The organism is Paenibacillus sp. VMFN-D1 (assembly GCF_003386155.1).
Lineage (GTDB): Bacteria > Bacillota > Bacilli > Paenibacillales > Paenibacillaceae > Paenibacillus_AQ > Paenibacillus_AQ favisporus.
The window spans coordinates 216964-236740 of record NZ_QRDU01000006.1 but is presented as its reverse complement, the minus strand read 5'-3'; the positions used below and the strand labels follow the sequence as shown (position 1 = coordinate 236740).

General features: G+C 53.5%; 22 protein-coding genes and 1 riboswitch. Of the genes, 7 read left to right on the top strand and 15 right to left on the bottom strand.

All coding sequences use genetic code 11. The features are described from left to right. Positions 1-179: 179 nt before the first annotated feature. The gene (gene hemQ / locus C7820_RS29730; RefSeq protein ID WP_076174040.1) at positions 180-929 is read left to right on the top strand and encodes a hydrogen peroxide-dependent heme synthase; all 750 of its coding nucleotides are present in this window, start codon (positions 180-182) and stop codon (positions 927-929) included. A 122-nt stretch (positions 930-1051) separates the two neighbouring features. Here the strand turns inward: hemQ and C7820_RS29725 are convergent, their stop codons facing one another. The 3 genes from C7820_RS29725 to C7820_RS29715 all read right to left on the bottom strand — a co-directional run bounded on the left by C7820_RS29725 (position 1052) and on the right by C7820_RS29715 (position 2777). Beyond that, a complete protein-coding gene (locus tag C7820_RS29725) occupies positions 1052-1312 on the bottom strand; it encodes a hypothetical protein (protein ID WP_116234121.1) in 261 nt (86 codons plus the stop codon). Beyond that, on the bottom strand, positions 1312-2505 hold the full coding sequence (locus C7820_RS29720; protein WP_076173727.1) for an NAD(P)/FAD-dependent oxidoreductase: 1194 nt from the start codon (positions 2503-2505) through the stop codon (positions 1312-1314). Before C7820_RS29720 ends, C7820_RS29725 begins: the two co-directional genes overlap by 1 nt. A gap of 89 nt (positions 2506-2594) precedes the next feature. Continuing rightward, positions 2595-2777 (bottom strand): hypothetical protein, encoded by a 183-nt coding sequence (locus C7820_RS29715; protein ID WP_116234120.1) that lies wholly within the window; start codon positions 2775-2777, stop codon positions 2595-2597. 156 nt (positions 2778-2933) lie between these two features. Between C7820_RS29715 and C7820_RS29710 the strand changes: the two genes are divergently transcribed. After that, positions 2934-3929, top strand: a complete 996-nt coding sequence (locus C7820_RS29710) for an NAD(P)/FAD-dependent oxidoreductase (protein WP_076173725.1) — start codon at positions 2934-2936, stop codon at positions 3927-3929. Between the two features lie 203 nt (positions 3930-4132). Here C7820_RS29710 and sda read toward each other — a convergent pair whose 3' ends face one another. Then, positions 4133-4276, bottom strand: coding sequence for a sporulation histidine kinase inhibitor Sda (gene sda, locus C7820_RS29705; RefSeq protein WP_089548462.1), 144 nt, complete (start codon positions 4274-4276; stop codon positions 4133-4135). Between the two features lie 278 nt (positions 4277-4554). Next, positions 4555-5217, bottom strand: coding sequence for a YheC/YheD family protein (locus tag C7820_RS29700; RefSeq protein WP_116234119.1), 663 nt, complete (start codon positions 5215-5217; stop codon positions 4555-4557). A gap of 194 nt (positions 5218-5411) precedes the next feature. Between C7820_RS29700 and C7820_RS29695 the strand changes: the two genes are divergently transcribed. Continuing rightward, entirely contained in the window at positions 5412-5627 is a 216-nt protein-coding gene (locus C7820_RS29695) for a hypothetical protein (RefSeq protein ID WP_116234118.1), read from the top strand. Positions 5628-5708: 81 nt separating this feature from the next. Here C7820_RS29695 and C7820_RS29690 read toward each other — a convergent pair whose 3' ends face one another. Further along, a complete protein-coding gene (locus tag C7820_RS29690; RefSeq protein WP_076173722.1) occupies positions 5709-6068 on the bottom strand; it encodes a HesB/IscA family protein in 360 nt (119 codons plus the stop codon). 819 nt (positions 6069-6887) lie between these two features. On the opposite strand from C7820_RS29690, the gene mqnE reads away from it, so the two are divergent. After that, positions 6888-7994, top strand: coding sequence for an aminofutalosine synthase MqnE (gene mqnE / locus C7820_RS29685; RefSeq protein ID WP_076173721.1), 1107 nt, complete (start codon positions 6888-6890; stop codon positions 7992-7994). 59 nt (positions 7995-8053) lie between these two features. Beyond that, entirely contained in the window at positions 8054-9115 is a 1062-nt protein-coding gene (locus tag C7820_RS29680; RefSeq protein ID WP_116234117.1) for an NAD(P)/FAD-dependent oxidoreductase, read from the top strand. On the opposite strand, the gene C7820_RS29675 is transcribed toward C7820_RS29680, so the two are convergent. After that, on the bottom strand, positions 9112-9366 hold the full coding sequence (locus C7820_RS29675; protein ID WP_076173719.1) for a YuzB family protein: 255 nt from the start codon (positions 9364-9366) through the stop codon (positions 9112-9114). The two genes, C7820_RS29680 and C7820_RS29675, sit on opposite strands and share 4 nt — an antisense overlap. A gap of 162 nt (positions 9367-9528) precedes the next feature. Between C7820_RS29675 and C7820_RS29670 the strand changes: the two genes are divergently transcribed. Beyond that, a complete protein-coding gene (locus C7820_RS29670) occupies positions 9529-9774 on the top strand; it encodes a NifU family protein (RefSeq protein ID WP_076173718.1) in 246 nt (81 codons plus the stop codon). 84 nt (positions 9775-9858) lie between these two features. Here the strand turns inward: C7820_RS29670 and C7820_RS29665 are convergent, their stop codons facing one another. From C7820_RS29665 to C7820_RS29630, 8 genes are all read right to left on the bottom strand, one after another. Beyond that, entirely contained in the window at positions 9859-10644 is a 786-nt protein-coding gene (locus C7820_RS29665) for an SDR family oxidoreductase (RefSeq protein WP_116234116.1), read from the bottom strand. 286 nt (positions 10645-10930) lie between these two features. After that, positions 10931-11779, bottom strand: coding sequence for a MetQ/NlpA family ABC transporter substrate-binding protein (locus C7820_RS29660; protein ID WP_116234115.1), 849 nt, complete (start codon positions 11777-11779; stop codon positions 10931-10933). Positions 11780-11917: 138 nt separating this feature from the next. Further along, entirely contained in the window at positions 11918-12586 is a 669-nt protein-coding gene (locus C7820_RS29655; RefSeq protein ID WP_116234114.1) for a methionine ABC transporter permease, read from the bottom strand. Further along, positions 12586-13602 carry a methionine ABC transporter ATP-binding protein gene (locus tag C7820_RS29650; RefSeq protein WP_116234113.1) on the bottom strand — a complete coding sequence of 339 codons (1017 nt, stop codon included), beginning with the start codon at positions 13600-13602 and terminating at the stop codon, positions 12586-12588. The genes C7820_RS29655 and C7820_RS29650 overlap by 1 nt, the downstream gene beginning before the upstream one ends. 152 nt (positions 13603-13754) lie before the next feature. Further along, positions 13755-13890, bottom strand: a riboswitch (SAM riboswitch). Positions 13891-13979: 89 nt separating this feature from the next. Further along, complete coding sequence (locus tag C7820_RS29645) at positions 13980-14699, bottom strand: Cthe_2314 family HEPN domain-containing protein (RefSeq protein WP_116234112.1); 720 nt, start codon at positions 14697-14699, stop codon at positions 13980-13982. 24 nt (positions 14700-14723) lie between these two features. After that, entirely contained in the window at positions 14724-16490 is a 1767-nt protein-coding gene (locus tag C7820_RS29640; protein WP_116234111.1) for a UbiD family decarboxylase, read from the bottom strand. A 101-nt stretch (positions 16491-16591) separates the two neighbouring features. Next, positions 16592-17587, bottom strand: coding sequence for a COX15/CtaA family protein (locus C7820_RS29635; protein WP_116234110.1), 996 nt, complete (start codon positions 17585-17587; stop codon positions 16592-16594). Between the two features lie 309 nt (positions 17588-17896). Continuing rightward, positions 17897-18241 (bottom strand): thioredoxin family protein, encoded by a 345-nt coding sequence (locus C7820_RS29630; protein ID WP_116234109.1) that lies wholly within the window; start codon positions 18239-18241, stop codon positions 17897-17899. A gap of 140 nt (positions 18242-18381) precedes the next feature. Between C7820_RS29630 and C7820_RS29625 the strand changes: the two genes are divergently transcribed. Then, positions 18382-19758, top strand: a complete 1377-nt coding sequence (locus tag C7820_RS29625; protein ID WP_116234108.1) for a DUF2515 family protein — start codon at positions 18382-18384, stop codon at positions 19756-19758. The last annotated feature ends 19 nt before the right edge of the window (positions 19759-19777 follow it).

The window sequence follows — 19777 nt, the reverse complement described above, 5'->3', positions numbered from 1 at the left end:
GTTTACTAAAAAAACGGTCACGAATCAACGAACAATCGGTGAATAGATTGTGACTTCATTTGCTCTTGCGCTTGCGGTTGAGCTACAATGAAGAAAAACGTCTACGACCCTGATACTCGGGTCCAGCAAGTAACCGTGGGATCCGCTTACAGGCAACTATTTATAGGAGTGATTCATAGATGAATGAAGCAGCATCAACTCTGGAGGGCTGGTACGCTCTCCACGATTTCCGTTCCATGAACTGGGCGGCATGGAAGGCCGCCGACGACGAAGACCGCGCCATGGCGCTGGACGAGCTCCAGGCGTTCCTGAACGAATGGTCCGAGGTGGAATCCAGCAAGCAGGGCAGCACAGCAGTGTACAGCATCATCGGACAGAAGGCCGATTTTGTGTTCATGCACCTGCGTGAAACGCTTGAAGACTTGAACGCCATCGAGACTGCGTTTAACAAAACGCTGTTTGCGCAATATACGACGAAGTCCTATTCCTACGTCAGCGTCGTCGAGCTCAGCAACTATCTCGCGGGTTCCGGTGAAGGCGACCCGATGGAAAATCCGCATGTTGTCGCCCGCCTGAAGCCGATCCTGCCGAAGACGAAGTACATCTGCTTCTACCCGATGAACAAAAAGCGCGATCAGGCCGACAACTGGTACATGCTTGACATGGACGATCGCCGCAACATGATGCGCAGCCACGGGCTGATCGGCCGCAGCTATGCAGGCAAAGTGAAGCAGATCATTACCGGCTCCATCGGATTCGATGATTGGGAATGGGGAGTTACCCTGTTCGCCGAGGACGCGCTTCAATTCAAGAAGCTGGTCTATGAAATGCGCTTTGATGAAGTCAGCGCCCGCTATGCCGAATTCGGCGGCTTCTTCGTAGGAGCGATTCTGACGCCGGAATCTTTTGAGGACATGCTGAAAATTTAGAATACTTTCATATATTAAGAACGTCTATCGATGTACCTTCAAAGAAGACAGACCGCGTCTAGAGGAAGTTTAAAAAAAGGTTTGCCCCGAGTAAATTCAGGGCAAACCTTTTTGCTGTTTCCTTAGTCCTCTTCCTGTTGTTCATCCTGCTGCGATTTCATCGACTCCAAAAATTCGGCGGTCGCCCGGTCGCGGTCCCTTCCCTTTTCCTTCAGCCTTTCAATGGCCGGCAGGATGAGGATGTCCACTTCCTTTTGGACCGTGTACGACAGATCATACCGGTTCTGGTCCTCGAGGAAGGATCCCACTTCCATCAAGGCGTTATAACGGTCCAGTTCGTCCCGGGTCAACAACGCGCGGACTTGAACACTGCAGTGCCTCATTACAGGAATTTTCCTTTCTTCAATACCAGCGGAATGCCGCCGATAATAAATAGGTAGCGCATATCTACGATCTTCTTCAATTGAGCTGCCCGCCAGCCCTTGATATGCTTGTCGCCTACTACAGCGATACCTTCACCTTTACCCAGGGAAGCGACGGTGCCCTTGTTGCTGAATTCGAACTTTTTCGGCTGCTGGCCGCGGATTGCCGTGACGATGTTATGAGCACAGCACACGCCCTGCTGCATCGCGATCTGCGCCGTCGGCGGATACGGACGCCCTTCCGGATTCATAATCAGGGCGTTGTCCCCGATGACGTAGATGTGGTCGCTGCCAGGCGCCCGCAAGTACTCGTCAACCTTCACCCGGCCTCTTGCCGTTTCAAAGCCGGCCGCTTCAATCATATGGTTGCCGCGGATTCCTCCGGTCCACACCACAGTAGCCGCCTTGATCTCTTCACCGGTCGCAAGCACTACGCCGTCCGGCTTGCATTCTTTGATGGCCACGCCGATTTTGAAGGTTACGCCTTTCTTGCGGAGCACCTCCATGGCATATTCCACGAGCTCCGGAGCAAAACCCGGCAGCGCCGTCGGCGCCGCTTCCACATTGTAGACATTCACAAGATTCGGATCGACATCGTATTCCTTGCACAGTGCCGGAATGCGGTCGGCCAGCTCGGCAACAAACTCAATGCCGCTGAAGCCCGCTCCCCCGACGACAAAATTGATTCTTTCCTGCGGACTGCGTTCATTTTTATACAGCGCGAACTGGTACTCGATATGCTTGCGGATCAGCCGCACCGAGTTGATGCTGCGGATCGTCATCGCATATTCGGCCATCCCCGGAATGCCGAAGGTTTCAGATTCCCCCCCGAGGGCAATGACCAGGAAATCGTAGGAGAGCGTCCCGTCCTCCAGGATGACCTTCTTCTCATGCGGACGGATTTCCTGAACGGAGGATTTGACCAGATCGATCTTGAATTCGTCAATGAGCTTCGAAATCGGTACCCGTGTATTCTCGACGCTGTCCGTACCGGCAGCGGGCATATGCAAATGGGTCGTAATATAGTGGTAATCGTGACGGTTAACAAGCGTTACGTCCGCTTCATTATAATTCAATTCCTTTTGAAGGCGCTGTGCTGTCAGGATGCCGCCGTAACCCGCACCAAGGATTACTATCTTGGGAATGTTGCTCATCATCTTGCTCCTTCCAAAATGTCGGTCTCTATATATATTTGTGAACCATTACAAACGTTATTGTGAAATATTACACATTAGTTTGAACTTCAATGAATCTTTTTATCACAGGCAGCCTGTGTGAGAAAAAAAACAGCGGGAATACTACCAAAACCTGCCCGCACATAACTAAAATGATAGCCACTTTCCCATAAAAGATCAAGTATTATTTGGCCTTCCAAGTGAACATCCATGCCGTTTTCATTTTCCTTTTCATTCCAGTTTTCAGTCAAGTTTATTCTCTTATCCAAACGGAGAATTTGCAAAATAGGATGTAAACTTTTCAGCCGAAGCCCGGATGTATTATAATGAGATGGAATTTGAAGAATATACAGCGTGCTTAATTCCGCTAGCGTTCTTATTTATATTTGTTGGAGGTGCTTACACTAATGACATCGCAGCCGGCTGACATAACCGACCTGCTCATTATCGGAGGAGGTCCTGCAGGCATGTTCGCTTCTTTCTATTGCGGGATGCGCCAGGCATCAGTCACACTCATTGAAAGTATGCCCCAGCTTGGCGGGCAGCTTGCAGCCTTATATCCCGAGAAATACATTTATGACGTGGCCGGATTCCCTAAAGTAACGGCACAGGAGCTGGTCGACAATCTGCAAAAGCAGATGGACCTGTTCCAGCCGAACGTACGACTGGAGGAAAAGGTTACTTCCCTCGTTAAGCAGGACGAGCGCCATTTTGTGGTGACGACCGATAAAGGCGAATACCACTCCAAAGCCGTCATCATTACGGCCGGGGTCGGAGCCTTTGAACCCCGCAGACTGGAGCTTGAAGACGCTCGGAAATTTGAGAAAACGAATCTGCACTACTTTGTGAATGACTTAAACCGCTTCAAGGGGAAAAAGGTGCTGATCAGCGGCGGCGGAGACTCCGCTGTAGACTGGGCGCTGATGCTGGAGCCGATCGCCGAGCAGGTCACGCTGATTCACCGCCGCGACAAATTCCGTGCGCATGAGCACAGCGTCGAGAATTTGATGGCTTCCAAGGTTCAGGTCGTGACGCCGACGGAAATCACCGCCCTGCACGGGGAAGACACGATTACCAAGGTGACTTTGTCCCATGTGAAGACCAAAGAAACGCAGGAGATCGAAGTCGATGACGTCATCGTGAACTTTGGCTTCGTATCTTCCCTTGGCCCGATCTCCGATTGGGGCATTCAGATCGAGAGCAACTCCATCGTGGTGGATTCCCGCATGGAAACGAACATTCCCGGCGTATTCGCCGCCGGAGACATCACCACGTATCCGGGCAAACTGAAGCTTATCGCCGTAGGATTCGGCGAGGCGCCGACCGCGGTCAACAACGCTAAGGTATACATTGATCCGGAAGCTAAGCTGTCTCCCGGCCACAGCAGCAATATGAAACTTTAGCCCGAAGTAACGCGCAAATTGGGCAAAAAAAGAGGGTATCCTGATCTGATCGTCATGAAATCATGATTCAGACAGGATACCCTCATTTTGTTGCGATGCTGCCAATCTGGAAAATAGATGTTACACCTCCACACCTTCCATAACTTCCACGTCATATGCGCTTATATTACAACAGCATTTGTGGATGTGTACCGGGATGTGTCCTAATGAACTAAACTCTCTGATGAAGTCTCTAGATTCCTCTTGTGGATTTCGGCCAGGAGTAAAGCGATGAAATCATGATCCAGCATGAGTTCCACGGCCATATGATAAGAATCGAGCAGCAATTCATCCGACAACATAGCCATTATCTTCACATCCTTTCCTTAATTTTCCTCAAACCTATCATATCAAACATCGCATAAGAGAACAAGCGTTCGCTTTATCCACAACCTGTTGTGGAAATCCTGTGTATAATTTGTTAGCAAGTGTCGGAATACCAACAAAATTGCAGTGGATTTTGGGGATAAATGTTATACACAGGTGCTGTGCATACGACCCGGCTTTAAAAATTTTTTTCCATTTTCATAGTCTTATATAATGATATTACCCCGCCTTTATTCTCCTAAACATTCCCAGTTTTATTTTATTGAGGGCGCGTATTTACTTCAAAAATCCAAATTCTCCCGCTGTTGTCCAGGCCGTAGTCAAAGCCGAGCTCGCCGATGCCGGGAAAACGCCGCTCCAGAATTGCCGTACAGCGCCGGGTAAGGGAACGCATCTCTTTAAGCTTTGCTTTGGAAGAAATCTGCGGCAGGGAACGGCTCAGGCCAACGCGGCCTTTCAGCAAATAACCGCCCTTGCACAGATTGGTTACGAATAGTCCGCTGCGCGCGACTCGTCCCACCATTGCGGTAATGACCCAACGACCGTCCACTTTGACGTATTTGACCCGGTAATCGATCGGACGCCCATCGACCTGGGCCAATTTAATCCCCTGCTGAATTAAATAGGTCCTTCTCACCTTCAGCTTCCGAAAACCGCTGTACATGCCGGAGAAGCTGTCAAAATAATAGGTTTGAGAGAAGCGGGTTATACTATAACCGCTGCCGGTACGGGATATTTTCATGACACCGTAACCGCCTCCGCCGACGACCGGTTTTACGACGACAAAGTCATACATCCCCAGCATTTGCTGGAGATTCTCCCGGCTCATAGACCGGGTCTGCGGAATATATGGGGCAACATCCGGATCCGTCAGCAGCGCTTCGGTCTTCAGCCATTTGCTTGCCAGCTGTCTTCCCCCCATGTTGTCGCCTCCTTTCTGTGCTCCTATGTTGTTAACATACTCGTATCTACCGGTTCCCTCCTGTATGTTTGTGCATAGAAAAGGATAAACGCATAAAAACGGGGGATAGCGGAGCCTTGGCGTGCCTGTCTAAATCGGATATAATGAAATGAAGTGTGTAAATTTGGAATATCCTGCGAAGGAGGATAACAGCTGTGGCTCAATTTTTCGGGGTATTATACTGGGTCGGCATGATCGGCATGTCCCTTGCTCTGGTCGTGACAACCGTTTTAATCTTTGCTTTGGGCTTTAAATTTCTGAAAGACAGACGCAAAGGGCTCGGCACCTGCTGCATCGCCTTTTCAATCTTGGCAGCGGCCATGCTCGTCATGATGGTGAACAAAACGTTTATCGTTCCCGGGCTCTCCTAACGAACAAAAAAAGGCTCACAACCTGCTTCTGGACGAAGAAGGTGTGAGCCTTTTATCTTATTCATCCGCAAAGCGTGCCCGTTAGCACTCCTCGGGAGCCGGTTTACCTGCGTCGAGCGCTGTACGGAACGAAGCGCCGCATCCGCAGGTCGCCGTAGCGTTCGGATTGTTCATGGTGAATCCGCCGCTCATGCCGGACTCCTCAAAGTCGATTTCCAGCCCGTCAATCAGGCGGAGGCTTTCTTTATCCACGACCACCTTCAGGTCGTTAACGTCCATGTATACATCATCTTCGGTTTCGGCATCGTCGAAGCCCATGGCGTAAGAAAATCCGCTGCATCCGCCGGCCTGTACCCCAAGACGGAGGAACATCCCTGGAATTTCCTGTTCGGCGAGCATTTCTTTCAGCTTATCGGAAGCGGAATCGCTAATGTTGATCATAGGTAACCCTCCTTGGTTAACTGATGTGAATTTATTCATTGCAGGGCTTCAGCAGCGCACCTGAAAGGCGGCCGAGCAAAAGTCCCGCTCTGTGAGTACATTGCACTTACCTTTAGTATACTCCACAACGTTGTTCCCCTCAAGAGAGGTTCCGCCCGGCAGCAGCACCTCCGCTCCCATGATGTACCAGAAAGGCGGTCGGAACGCCGTATTCGCGCCTCCAAAAGGTATAATCAGGCCTAATCCGGAGGAATTATACGACGTTTGCCCCCTTCGCAGGATCTTTAAAGATGGTATGATTTCCGGATCTCCGCATGCCGATTCTGTATAACTGTATTGCGGACCCCGGATAGGCGGTTTATAATAGGTGGGTAATGAGGGAGCAAGTGTCGGTAATTTGTCATGGAAAAGACAACGGTCTGTCACTCTGGGTTGTAACTTTTTTCACATAAAAAAAGTCTATCGATTCATTCACAGAAGACAGGCCGCGCTTGGCGGATGTTTGTCTTGGGGTTATAGAGTTCTTCGGCTTCGTTGAAAAAATTATACATTCTATAATCTAAAAAAGGCGGGCCCCCTACTTTTTCTTTACCGGCCAAAAGCCTCTCCGGAGTGCTTACCAAAGCGTCTGGCCTTACGGCTTGGATGATCCGCTGAATACATATCCTCTGCGGTACATGGAAGACGCTGACCGATAAAATTGGCAAATCGACTGGACGGGTTGAACGCCGGACTCCTTCCAGGCGCTGCGGGTTGACTCTTGCGTCCTGCAAAGGGCGTGTCTTCCGCACGACCAAAATGCGAACAGGAGGAATGGAAATGTCCACTATTGTAACATCGAACACCGAAAGACGCATGCAGGAAATCATCGAGAAGGTCCGCCAGGGTGAGCGGCTGAACCTCGAGGATGGAGTATTTCTGTATGAAACCGATGATCTGCTGACGCTGGGGCAGCTGGCGAACGAAGCCAACCTGCGCAAGAACGGCAAAAAAGTATATTTCATCGAAAACATGAGCCTGTACTTTACCAATGTCTGCGAGGCGCACTGCGCGTTCTGCAACTTCCGCAAAGACCTTGGTGATGAAGGCTCCTATACGTATTCCGGTCCTGAAATGGTTGAATACATTGAGCAGCACATTCATCCGGGCGTCCGGGAATTCCATATCGTTGGCGGACATAACCCGCACGTGCCTTTCCAATACTATGTGGATTCCCTGCAGGCGCTGACCGACCGCTTCCCGGACGTAACGCTTAAAGCCTATACAGCGGCCGAAATCGACTTTTTCACCCGCATCAGCGGCCTCAGCATCAAGGAAGTGCTGCAGGAGCTGCAAAAAGCGGGACTGAAATCGCTGACCGGCGGCGGTGCGGAAATTTTGTCCGACCAATACCGCAAAAAAATGCGGGTGGAAAAGGCTAACGTCGAGCAATACCTCGAGGTGCACCGGACGGCGCATAACCTGGGCATGAAGACGCATACTACCATGCTGTACGGATCGATCGAGTCCCATGAAGACCGGATCCGCCACATGATGCAGATTCGCGACCTTCAGGACGAAACGAACGGATTTATGGTATTTATTCCTCTTTCCATGCAGCCAAGAAATAAAAATGCCGGCATCATGCGCCGTAACTCCGCCTACGAGGATCTGAAGACCATTGCCATCAGCCGTCTGATGCTGGACAACATCGACCACGTGAAGGCTTACTTCATTAATATCGGGCCGCAGCTGACCCAGGTTGCGCTGAGCTTCGGCGCATCCGACGTCCATGGCACCATCCTTAAGGAACGCATCAGCCATGCCGCAGGCGCGCTCACTCCGGAAGGCCTCACCCGCGATGAGCTGATCTGGCTAGTCAAAGGCGCCGGACGCATTCCAGTGGAACGCGACACGTTTTATAATGAAATAAAAGTTTATGAATAAGTAAGAGGAATTTTATACCTTTCCTCAAAGCCGACGTATGAGAAAGGAAAGACGGACATATGAGAAAATTCGTCATCCTGGGTGGAGGTTACGGAGGCCTTGCATTGATTCAAGGTCTCCTGAACAACCACTTCCCCCAAGATATGGAGCTGATTTTGATTGACCGCATGCCTTTCCAAGGCATAAAAACCGAGTATTACGCGCTTGCGGCAGGGACGGCAAGCGACTATGATCTGCGCATCCAGTTTCCGAACCATCCCCAGCTCACGAAAAAATACGGCGAAGTCACATCCATCGATCTGGAAGACAAGCGGGTGAATCTCGAAGGCGACGACCCGATCGAATACGACTATCTGACGATCGCCCTGGGCTGTACCGACCGTTATCACGGCATACCTGGCGCGGATCAATTCACGAACAGCATCCAGACGTTCTCAAGCACTCGCCAAACCTATCAGCGCTTGAACGATGTCAAGCCGTACGGAAACGTACATATTATCGGCGGCGGGCTCAGCGGCGTTGAAACGGCTGCGGAGCTGCGGGAGAGCCGTCCGGATCTTAACATCACGATTCTGGACCGGGGCAGCCGGGTGCTCTCCTCCTTTCCGCAGACGGTTTCCTTGTACGTGGAGCAGTGGTTCATGGATCATGAAGTGAATACGCGCTCCCACATATCCGTGTGCCGGGTGGAAGACGGTATCGTCTATAACGGGGATGAAGCAATCTACACCGACGCCGCGGTTTGGACGGGCGGCATTCAGCCGGTGAAGGTCGTTCAGGATTTGAACGTGCCGAAGGATCCGGGAGGCCGGGTCGTGGTCAACACGTATTCCCAAATTCCGGATTACCCGGAAGTGTATGTCGTGGGGGACTGCGCCAGCATTCCGTTCGCTCCCAGCGCCCAGGCGGCAGGAGCCCAGGCCAGACAAGTGGCTGATGTGATCCATGCGCTCTGGAAAGGCGAAACGCCGAAGATCCACAAGATCCACCTACGCGGAACTTTGGGATCGCTTGGCAGCAAGGCGGGCTTTGGCCTGATGGGGAAAACTTCGGTAAAAGGAAGAGTACCCCGCCTGTTAAAAAGCGGGGTACTCTGGAAGTCCAGACGCCATTTCGGCTAATCCAGCTCGAGGCTGTCCCAAGCCTCGAGTTCTTTTATTTTGGCCATAATGGCCTCATACAGCTCATCGGCGCTGTCAGCATCTATAATCTCACCGTTTACCATGGCGAAGGGCATCATGGCGCATTGGCCGCAATTGCTCAGGCATCCGTATTCGATCACGTCGTAATCCGGATTCTCCTCCAGCTTCTCCATGACTTCATCGGTTCCGAAATGCATGTTGTTGGTGCAAAACTCGATGATGGGTCTCAATGATATCACCTGCTTTAGGTATTGATTCTTAGGTAGGCCTTATCTTAGTTTACCGGGTGAAGCAGATAATATCAACGGTCTTGTCCGATGCAGCATATATAGCCATTTTATTTTGTCTCGGTTTGTAATATAATAAGGATTACAGGAAAGGAGTTGAAATCAATGAGCGAAAACGCACAGAGCACCATGTATGATGAAGTAGCGGAAGTGCTTGATAAGCTTCGCCCGTTCCTTCAACGCGATGGCGGCGACGTGGAATTGGTTGACGTGGAAGACGGCATCGTGAAGTTGAAACTGATGGGTGCCTGCGGCAGCTGCCCAAGCTCCACCATTACATTGAAAGCCGGGATCGAACGCGCCCTCGTTGAGGAAGTTGAAGGAATCAACGACGTTATTCAAGTATTCTAATCCCATTCAATAGCAAGAAGAGACCTGACTTCATTGAAGACGGGTCTCTTCTTTTTTTGTGGCGCGGGACGCCATCTCTGGCAGTCACATCCCGTGATCGGCCGGACCAATCCAGGGACGGATCGGATCCAGCCCGCCGGAGATGTCCATAATGTTGCCGGTGATAAAATCGGAAGCGTCGCGGCACAAGTACTCGATCACGCGCGCGATATCCTCGCCGCTGCCGGGTCTCCCCCGCGGCGTCTCGCCATCCTGCAACCCGGCGACCTCGGCAATGGTCTTCTCTTTGTTATCCCCGCGGATGTCCCCGGGACACACCATATTCACCGTAATGCCGTACGGGGCCTCCTCGACCGCCAGCGTCTTCGTAAAAGAAACCAGTCCGGTCTTGGCGGCGGCGTACACCGCCCGGTGCGGCCACGCTCTCGATTCCGCCGCATGGCCGAAGCCGAAGTGGACGATTCTTCCCCAGCGCTTAGTCCGCATCCCAGGCAGCACCAAATGGTCCAGCAGCATCGTGCCGACCAGATTGCCCTGGATGAGCGACAAAATTTCCGCCTGGGTATAATCGGAGAACCGTTTACGCTCGCGGATAAAAGGTCCCGCGTTGTTCACGACGATGTCCGGACTGCCAAGCTCGGACTCGACGCGAGCCACCAAATGCTCCAGCTGGCCCGTGTCGGAGACATCGGCTTGCACGGCGATGCTGCGCACGCCCAGTCCCTCGATGACCGCCCGCAGTTCCTCCGCTTCGCGGCGGCTGTGGACATAGTTAAGCGCGACGTCGCAGCCGGAACGTGCCAGCGTGAGCGCCGTCATTTTGCCAAGTCCCTTGGCACTGCCTGTGATCAGGGCAACCTTTCCCCTCAAAATGCCACCCTCCTTTCTGCTATCCGAACTTCCTATCCTTTGATCCATTCGATGACACATCATTCCTATAAAAATATAATGGTGTATGTATGTACAAACCTCACGCAAGATCATTGATCCTGTATAGTATAAAAGATTTCATTGCACCGCCGCAACTTGGAAACCCAGTACAGCCGAGCCGCGAGGAAAAGCGAGCCAAATAAAAAATGTCCGCCCGATGCAGATGCAAATAAAAAAGCCGCAGGGGATGAACCCCTTGCGGCTGTGCTGCGCCATTGCGCAGGCTTTAGAATGCCGGGATAACGGCACCTTTATACGTGTCTTCAATGAACTTCTTCACGTCGTCGGAAGTCAGGGCAGCAGCCAGCTTCTTGATGGCGTCGGAGTCTTTGTTGTCCGGACGGGCCACCAGAATGTTGACATAAGGGCTGTCTTTGCCTTCGATGAAGAGCGCGTCTTTCGTTGGATCAAGGCTGGCTTCCAGCGCGTAGTTCGTGTTGATGACAGCCAGGTCGAATTCGCTCAGCTGACGCGGCAGCATTGCTGCATCGACTTCCTTGATTTTCAGGTTTTTCGGATTGGCGGTAATGTCCTTCACCGTAGATTCCACTTTATTCGGATCCTTCAAAGTAATCAAGCCTTGTTTGGCCAGCAGGCTGAGCGCGCGTCCGCCGTTTGTCGCATCGTTCGGAATGCCGACAGTTGCGCCGTCTGGAATTTCTTCAGCGCTTTTCACCTTCTTGGAATAAGCACCAAGCGGCTCCAGGTGAACTCCTACGACCGGAACAAGGTCCATCTTGCGCTGTTCGTTTTCATTGTCGAGGTAAGGCTGATGCTGGAAAAAGTTAGCGTCGAGCTGTTTTTGGAACGTCTGCACGTTCGGCTGCACATAATCGGAAAACTCTTTGATGACGAGCTTCACACCCTCTTTTTCAAGCGCAGGCTGGATATGCTTCAAAATTTCGGCATGAGGCTTCGCCGTCGCGCCAACCGTCAGTGTAACCGTTTCGGCTGCAGCCGGTTTGTCTGCGGATTCGCCCGCAGCATCGCTGCTGCTGTTATTCGGCTTGCTGCCGCACGCGGCGAGCACGACAACCAGGGCCAGGGTCAGAAAAGAAACGAGCCATTTTTTCATTGGATAAATCCCCCTTAAATTCATAAGAATAATATGATTTATATTAGAAAGGCAGTGCTTTGATGTTACCTGCCTTGCCTTTCCAGGTCAAATCCGGTGATCCGGATGCATGACTGTGAGCCAAACACGTTGTACGTCTTACTTTCTGGTAAAGTGACGCACCAGCCGGTCGCCCGCCATTTGCAGCAGCTGCACCAGCACGATCATGAAGATGACGGAAATAATCATGACGGTCGTTTCATAGCGGTAATAACCGTAGCGGATGGCCAAATCGCCGAGACCGCCTCCGCCAACCATCCCCGACATCGCCGTATAGGATACGAGTGTCACGACCGTAATCGTAATTCCGGCCAGCAGGCCCGGTCTTGCTTCGGGCAGCAGCACCCGCGTGATGACCTGCCAGGTCGAAGCGCCCATCGAATGCGCCGCCTCGATTACGCCGCGGTCCACTTCGCGCAGCGACGTTTCCACCAGTCTGGCGAAGAACGGCGCAGCGCCGATCACCAGCGGCGGAATCGTCCCCAGCACCCCGAAGGTGACGCCGACAATCGCTTTCGTGACCGGGATCAGGGCGACGATCAGGATGATAAACGGGACCGAACGGAGGATGTTCACGATAAAGGAAATGACCGCATAGACGGCACGCACCCAGCCCGTCGTCGAGCGCGATGCCATAAACAGCACGACGCCGATCGGAAGGCCGAGGATAAAGGTGAACACCGCGGAAGCCCCGAGCATTTTCAGCGTATCCAGGGTGGCTACGCCAATCTCGTTCCAGTCAACCGAGGAAAAATCCAAACCCCACATCAGTTCATCACCTCCACGTCAAGCCCTTGCTCGCTCAGCTTCGCGAGCGTCGCATCGATCTGATCCCGTCCGCCCTCAAAGCGGACAATCAGCTGCCCGTACGGGGTATCTTTAATGGTGGAAATGGTGCCCTGCAGGATGGCGAAATCCGCCCCCGTCTCGCGCACGGTCCGGGACAGGATGGACTCGTACGTTTTGCTGCCGAGAAACGTAATTTTCACAGCCTGCGCCGAACCCGTTCCGGAAGCCTGGGCAGCCAGCTCAAGCGGTTCGCCCTGGCTCTGCTCCCCGCGGACAAAATCTTTGGTCACGGGGTGCTGCGGCTTCAGGAATACGTCCGTGACCGCTCCCTCTTCAACGATGCCGCCCTGATGGATCACAGCTACCCGGTCGCAGATGCTCTGGATGACGTGCATCTCATGAGTGATCAGGACAATCGTCAGATTAAACCTCTGGTTAATGTCCAGCAGTAGCTTCAGAATCGAATCCGTCGTCTGCGGATCGAGCGCCGAAGTCGCTTCGTCACACAGCAGCACCTGCGGATCGCTGGCCAGCGCGCGGGCGATGCCCACTCTCTGCTTCTGGCCTCCCGACAACTGGGCCGGATATTTATTGCGATGGGCTTCCAGCCCGACCAGCGCGATCAGCTCGTTAACCTTGGCCTCCACCTCCGCCTTGCCCTTACGGGCTAACCGCAGCGGAAAGGCGATGTTGTCATACACCGTTGCAGAGCTCAGCAGATTGAAATGCTGAAAAATCATCCCGATCTTCCGCCGTTCGTTCTGCAGCCGCTGCTTGCTCAGGCCCGTCAGATTGACGCCGCCTACCCATACCTCTCCGGAGGTCGGGCGTTCCAGCAGGTTCATGCACCGGATCAAGGTGCTCTTCCCTGCGCCCGAGTGGCCGATCACGCCGAAAATTTCTCCTTTATTAATGCTGAGGTTCAGCCCGGACAAAGCCTCCGTCGCCTTTGCCCCTTGGCCGTACCTTTTCGTCAGCTGCTTCAGTTCGATCAACCGAAGGGCCCCCTCTCTTCCCCCTATCCTACCCGAATAGGGTTCGCATAATCTATCTAAATGACCAGTCTATTCTATCGAATCCAGGCAAAATAAAAAGCCCCTCTGACAGAATCAGAAAAGGGGCTCCCTTATTTGTAAAAGTCGCTGCCTTCTCATCTGCCAACCTGCAGCTCAAGCTGCAGCTTGTAGGAATTAGCACCATGACATTCGAGTAACGGCGGATGCCGTGCTCAAATCGGTTGCCGGGCTTCATCGGGCCTGTCCCTCCGCCTCTCTCGATAAGAAAAGATTATGAAATTAATGATGACGTGTTTTCATTTTTACAGTATAGATATATTTGCCCACTTTGTCAAAAGGAAATTTGTTGTATCCCTTTATGGATGCATGCCTTCCTTTTTCCACAGCTTGTTGGCGTAATGAAAGGATGCCGAGAGCGACTTGCATACCATGTCCAGCCCCTGCTTCAGCTCGCTCAAATGCTGGTCCAGATCCTCCAGCTCAACCTTATCCTTAAGACCTTGGTGCCGCTGCCACAAGTCATCCTGCATCTCGGAGTTCATGTAATGAACCTCCGCATTGCGCCGTTTGCGCAGCACGTTCAGGGCGCTCTTGTATTCGTCCTTGATCTTTGACAGCTGCCCGGCCAGGCCTTCATGGGTTTTCATGTAGTGAAACTGCCGGAGCACCGTAAAATAGGAAAAATGCGGTTTGGTCTTCTGCGTGTTCAGATCAAACAGATCATTGAGCACCGTGCCGAGCTTGTCCAGAACGGAAAACACGCGGATAAACCCGTTTTTATAGAAGTATACGTACCTGGCGTACTCGGCCTGCTCCTCAATCGTCATGTCATCCACATAACCGGCCTTGACCGATTGACGGAAAAAGGAAGCGGCATACCAGCTCTGCTCCAATTCATCCAGGGAAGACACCAAACCGCGTGTCCATATCTCCAGTTTGCGGTAATCATGGCTGGGATCCTCATTCTTTTCGATCTCGTTCTGGAGCAAATGGATCGTCTCCACCATCGTTTCGATGGCATCTTCGAGCAGCCCGTTATTTTGGCGGGGCATCTCTCCAAGCAGCGTTCGCAGCATCGGCATTCTCTCCCTGATCAGTATTTACGCAAAATAACTGTTCCAGCGTTCATCCACCTTCTTGACGATATCCTCCCGCGGAATCAGTTCGTCCGGATACCCGGTTTTCATGCGTGCATCCACTACAATCGGCAGCCGGTACGACAGATGGTGATTCCGCACTTCGGCACCCGCATAGATGTCCGTGGCCGGGTTGAAGCGCGTAAACACCGTCCACAGGAAGGACGTCTGGTCAGCTGCTGTCTGGCGGGCATCGTCCACCAGAATAACGAGCGGCCATTGAATTCCCTTCTCCTGCAGCCGCTGCAGCAGGCGTTCCGGCAGCTCCGGCTCGTCCTCGTACCCTGCACCTGAGACAAGGAGGCATCCTCCGCAGTAAGGAACAATCTGTTCGATCTCCGCGATCGGTCCCTCTTCATAAGCACGCGGCAGTTCGCGAACCGGCTCCCCGATCCCCATCAGCACGGCCTTACTGCCGTGGTTCAGCTTGCGTCCGGTGTAATCGAGCGTATCGTGGGATGTCTTATTAAATATAAACAGATCGACGGCCGGGTTAAACCGCGCAAGCACCGTTTCCAGCAGCTCGCTGGCGTTCTCGAGATCGACCGGCTGGTCGGTCAGGATCAGGAATTTGGTCAGGGACAGCTGACCTTCACCCAGCATCCGGAAGGCGGATACGAGCGCTTCGCGGGAGTAACTGACGCGGACTATAGCCGAAGCAAGGGCATGGAATCCCGTCTCGGCATACGTCCACAGCGATTTGATCGAAGGCATGACGAGCGGGAAGGCCGGCGACAGCAGACGCTGCAGAAATTCGCCCATGAAATAGTCCTCCTGCCGCGGCTTGCCTACGATCGTTGCCGGATAAATGGCGTCCTTGCGGTGCCACATATGGTTGACGTGAAAGACCGGAAAGTCATGCATCAGGGAGTAATACCCGTAATGGTCCCCGAACGGGCCTTCCGGACGCCGCTCGAACGGCGGGACGAGGCCGCTGATCGCAAACTCGGCTTCCGCCGGAATCCGGTGCCCGCCGAGCGGATTTTCCACCATCGGCAGCTTTTCGCCGAGAATCATGGACGTGAGCAGCAGCTCGGGCAGCATTTCCGGGCCCGGTGCAATCGCAGACGCGATCAGGGCCGGCGGTCCGCCAAGGAACGTCGTCATGCGCAGCGCTTCGCCGCGCTGCTCGGCTTCGTGGTAATGGAAGCCGCCGCCCTTATGGATCTGCCAGTGAATACCGGTCGTCTGGTTGTCATAAATCTGCATGCGGTACATGCCCAGATTGTGGTCCTTGGGCCGCGATGGGCTCTCCGTATAAACGAGAGGCAGCGTAATGAACGGGCCGCCGTCTTCCTGCCAGCTTGTGACCCGCGGCAGGTCCTTCAGCGGCTGGTCGCTGCGGGAGACGCCGAGCACAGGAGCATCGCCCATCGGAACGGTTTTCATGCCTACCTTTAGAATGTCCTTGATCAGGCCGCGTTCATTCCACAGCGCCGACAGCGTCGGCGGAAGCATCGTATCGAGCGCACCCACCAGGGACTTCATCAGCTCCTCCGGACGCGGTCCGAACGCCATATCTACACGACGGCTGGTACCGAACAAATTCGTAGCCACGGGAAACGGAGTCCCCTGTACATTCGTAAACAGCAGCGCCGGCCCCTGTTCGTCGATGACCCGGCGGTGGATCTCCGCAAGCTCCAGGTACGGATCCACGGGAGCCTCGATCACTTTCAGGTCATTTTCCTTGCGCAAGGCTTCGAGCCATTGGCGTAAATTTTGATAGCTCACACGATCATTCCTCTCCAGAATAAGCCAAAAAATAATAAATAAACTTACAAACAAAGCCCTCGAATCACTTCGCGGACTTTGGATGTGCAGCGGTATTCAGTTCATCGTTTGCCGCCCTGCGGCTCAAAGCCGATTCCCCGGGCGGCCGAAGCGGACTTCGGCTGCTGAAGCGTCGCCCTTCCGGTCTGCCAGACACGGACGCTCAAATAACAGAGCACGCCGAACAGAGACGAAATCAGCAGATTGTGCAGCAGCGCGGAAAAGATGTAAACCTCCGGCTTGTTCAGCGTCGACACGATCGCCGCCCCGCTGAACACCTGCATCAGGCACAGCGTTACCGCGGCGATGCCGAGGCCCTGCAGCTCCCGGTTCCCCCGGTTCAGCCGGTAGCCGCAGACGGCCAGTACGGCGATCGCGATCAGCAGCAGCAGTGCCGCGATCCGGTGGACAAACGCGATAGTCACCCCTCCGGACAGCTCGGGAATGAACTTCCCGTTGCACAGCGGCCATCCCAGGCAGCCTCCCGCCGAGTTGGTATGGCTGACATATGCTCCGATATAAACGACGATATAGGAGTAGATGGTCACGGCCCATGTATAGCCGCGGAAGGTTGCACTGACGCGCGACGTACCGCCGGACGGGTACGAAGCCTCGCCCAGTTTGTCCATCCTGCGGGCGCCCAAGGCCAGCATCAGCGAGCTGGCAAACGCGATCAGCGAGAAACCGAAGTGGAAGGCAAGCACGGCCGAGGACTGGTCATACACGACGGCCATTGCCCCCATGACAGCCTGAACCAATACGAAAATAAGGGTCAACACCGAATACGTGCGCAGGTCGCGCCGGTTCTTGGCGAACAGATGGAAGGCGATCACCACCGCGACCGCTGTAAGCCCTGCCAGCCCGCTGACCAGCCGGTGCGAATATTCAATTAATGAGGCGATGGTATGCGCCGGAACGAACTCACCGTGACACAGCGGCCATTCATGCCCGCATCCGAGTCCGGAATCGGTCTTGGTGACCACGGTTCCGCCGAACGTCGCAAAAAACATCACGACAAACGTTAAATAACTGAGCCATTTCAATTGTCTGGTATTCAAAATTCTCTCACCTGCTGCTCATAATAAAAACTTTACCACTGAAGACAGGTACCTCAATATTTTACCAATCTCATCTATTATACCTGATTCCTTGACATACATCACGGCCACTTTGTGACAAAATGTCGGAGAAATGTCGGAGAAATGAAACAGCCCCACGAAGTGGGGCTTTGCTTCGCTGCCGGTTCGGCCAAATGGTAATGAAACCCGAATACCTTCGGATCCGTACAGCCATGCCATGAAGCTGCTCTCTAATGAGAAAAGCACCGCCTCAAATGCCTCTGTGCGGCAAGAGCGGTGCGAATTAGCTTATTTATGAATCGTTCTGTATACGTCCAGCGCCGTATTCAGGAATTCCTCAATTTCTTCGCGCGATTTGCGAAGCTTGTTTACCAGCCGCACCAGCTCCCGGCCGTCCGAAAAGGCCACAAAGCTCGGTATGCCCAAAATGTTCAGCTCCTGGCTGAGGTCGCCGACTTGATCCACGTCCACTTCGACAAGCGTCAGATCGTTCGAAAATTTCGTTTCCACGTCCGGCATAAACGGGTCCATAAATTTGCAGTCCGAGCACCAATCCGCTTTAAATACGGCTACGGTCAGTCTCGGAGACTGGATTGCGACTTGAAATTCGGCTTGAGAAGTAATTTTTTGCATGGATATCCGCCCTTTCTATCCCATATCTTGTCCAATTCTTGTCCATTTCTTCTCTTAGTGAATCAAAATACCGAGTGGAAGTCAAATTTTTTAGCCATACTGAAAGTAATGTGAGGTTTACAAGAAAGGAGGATGCGGTCATGCCGGTAACATCTGCGCAGCGCACCCTTGTACCCGCCTGGATCCGGATCATGTCGGCCCTGCCGAAGACGGCCGCCGAGGTCGCCCGCGGCAAAGCCGCCGGCTGGAAGGCCTCGCGGCAGCTGACCCGGCGCCGCCGGCCGCTCGACTGGAAGGAGACGTCCGCCCAGAGTATCCGCGACCAGCTGGACCGGATGGCCGGCGACATCGGCAGGATGCGGGAAATGCGCCACCACCTGGCTTATCCCCGCGATACGAATGCCCGCTCCCAGGAAGAGCAGGACATTCTTCATACGATCCGGACTCGCACCCGGGAGGTGAACCGCAGCAACATTACGCGGACGAAGGCCTATTACGATTGCTACCGGGAGTATCCCGAGCTCCATTGGTCCTTTTTGGCCCACATGGTGTCGCGGAACGCCGGCTGGAATATGAGTGACCTGAAGGGCGGACTTATGTCCGATCTGATGGAGCCTTCCGCCCGGGAGGACCTGTACCGGATGCTGGAGCGGTGCAACGCGCTCATTTTTCAGGACGCCTACCCCCAGCTTCTGCTGTACAGTCACAGCCGGCGCCTTGGACGGAGCTTGTTTCACCTGCTCCCGAGCTTTGGCGTGTCGGCGTTCATGAGCCCGTTCTGGGACCGCTTTTGGATTGAACGGGACAGCGCCCTGCTTGCCGTCGGGCTGATCATCAATGAACAAAATTATATTGAGGGCCGCGTCGTGCAGAACGGTTATTATCAAAGCCGGGTCCTCCGTAAAAGGGCATTTTCCCTGCACAGCAAATTTCAGATGAATCAAGTCGTCTTCCCGATGCTGCCGCATATCCCGGAGCTCGAAGCCGACGTGTTCCATACCCCCGAAGAAAAGTCCCGGATCCGCGAGTCAGCCGGCTACGCCGCCGATTCCATGGTCGGACTTATTCTGGAGCAGTTCTCCAGCCTGAACGAGAGGATTGCCTTCGGCAAAGCGCTGTACGCCACTCTGTTCGGTTACGAGGATGTATTGTCCGGCGTGCACTCGTTCGCCTCAGTCGTCGAGCATCGCGGTTCACGGAGCGAATATTGGCCGCAGCTGTTTACCCATGACAAGAAAAACGCGCTGAACTCCCCGCTGGAAAGTGTCGAGCTTATGAAGCAGGAATGGCTTCCCGGCGGCCGGCGCCTGTACAGCCCGCTCCTGCACGACGTGTGGCATGACCTCTACAGCGAACCGATCCCGCGTTATGACTGGTTCAAAAACGAGGATGCGATTCATTACGTAAGCCGGCCGAGACGGCCCTTTATGATCGAAATGACGCATGCCCACCGGTACGCGCTGCAAAAAACAGCCCTCACGCACGATGTCGGGAGGGCTGTGACTTCAACGTATTAGGTTGTCTATAAACGGATGC

Bases quoted from the DNA above. Each gene is read 5' to 3' on its own strand.
- C7820_RS29625 (WP_116234108.1), top strand. From the start codon at position 18,382: ATGCCGGTAACATCTGCGCAGCGCACCCTTGTACCCGCCTGGATCCGG.
- mqnE (WP_076173721.1), top strand. From the start codon at position 6,888: ATGTCCACTATTGTAACATCGAACACCGAAAGACGCATGCAGGAAATC.
- C7820_RS29670 (WP_076173718.1), top strand. From the start codon at position 9,529: ATGAGCGAAAACGCACAGAGCACCATGTATGATGAAGTAGCGGAAGTG.
- C7820_RS29660 (WP_116234115.1), bottom strand. From the start codon at position 11,779: ATGAAAAAATGGCTCGTTTCTTTTCTGACCCTGGCCCTGGTTGTCGTG.
- C7820_RS29680 (WP_116234117.1), top strand. From the start codon at position 8,054: ATGAGAAAATTCGTCATCCTGGGTGGAGGTTACGGAGGCCTTGCATTG.
- C7820_RS29690 (WP_076173722.1), bottom strand. From the start codon at position 6,068: ATGATCAACATTAGCGATTCCGCTTCCGATAAGCTGAAAGAAATGCTC.
- C7820_RS29725 (WP_116234121.1), bottom strand. From the start codon at position 1,312: ATGAGGCACTGCAGTGTTCAAGTCCGCGCGTTGTTGACCCGGGACGAA.
- sda (WP_089548462.1), bottom strand. From the start codon at position 4,276: ATGGCTATGTTGTCGGATGAATTGCTGCTCGATTCTTATCATATGGCC.
- C7820_RS29630 (WP_116234109.1), bottom strand. From the start codon at position 18,241: ATGCAAAAAATTACTTCTCAAGCCGAATTTCAAGTCGCAATCCAGTCT.
- C7820_RS29700 (WP_116234119.1), bottom strand. From the start codon at position 5,217: ATGGGGGGAAGACAGCTGGCAAGCAAATGGCTGAAGACCGAAGCGCTG.
- C7820_RS29645 (WP_116234112.1), bottom strand. From the start codon at position 14,699: ATGCTGCGAACGCTGCTTGGAGAGATGCCCCGCCAAAATAACGGGCTG.
- C7820_RS29710 (WP_076173725.1), top strand. From the start codon at position 2,934: ATGACATCGCAGCCGGCTGACATAACCGACCTGCTCATTATCGGAGGA.
- hemQ (WP_076174040.1), top strand. From the start codon at position 180: ATGAATGAAGCAGCATCAACTCTGGAGGGCTGGTACGCTCTCCACGAT.
- C7820_RS29720 (WP_076173727.1), bottom strand. From the start codon at position 2,505: ATGAGCAACATTCCCAAGATAGTAATCCTTGGTGCGGGTTACGGCGGC.
- C7820_RS29655 (WP_116234114.1), bottom strand. From the start codon at position 12,586: ATGTGGGGTTTGGATTTTTCCTCGGTTGACTGGAACGAGATTGGCGTA.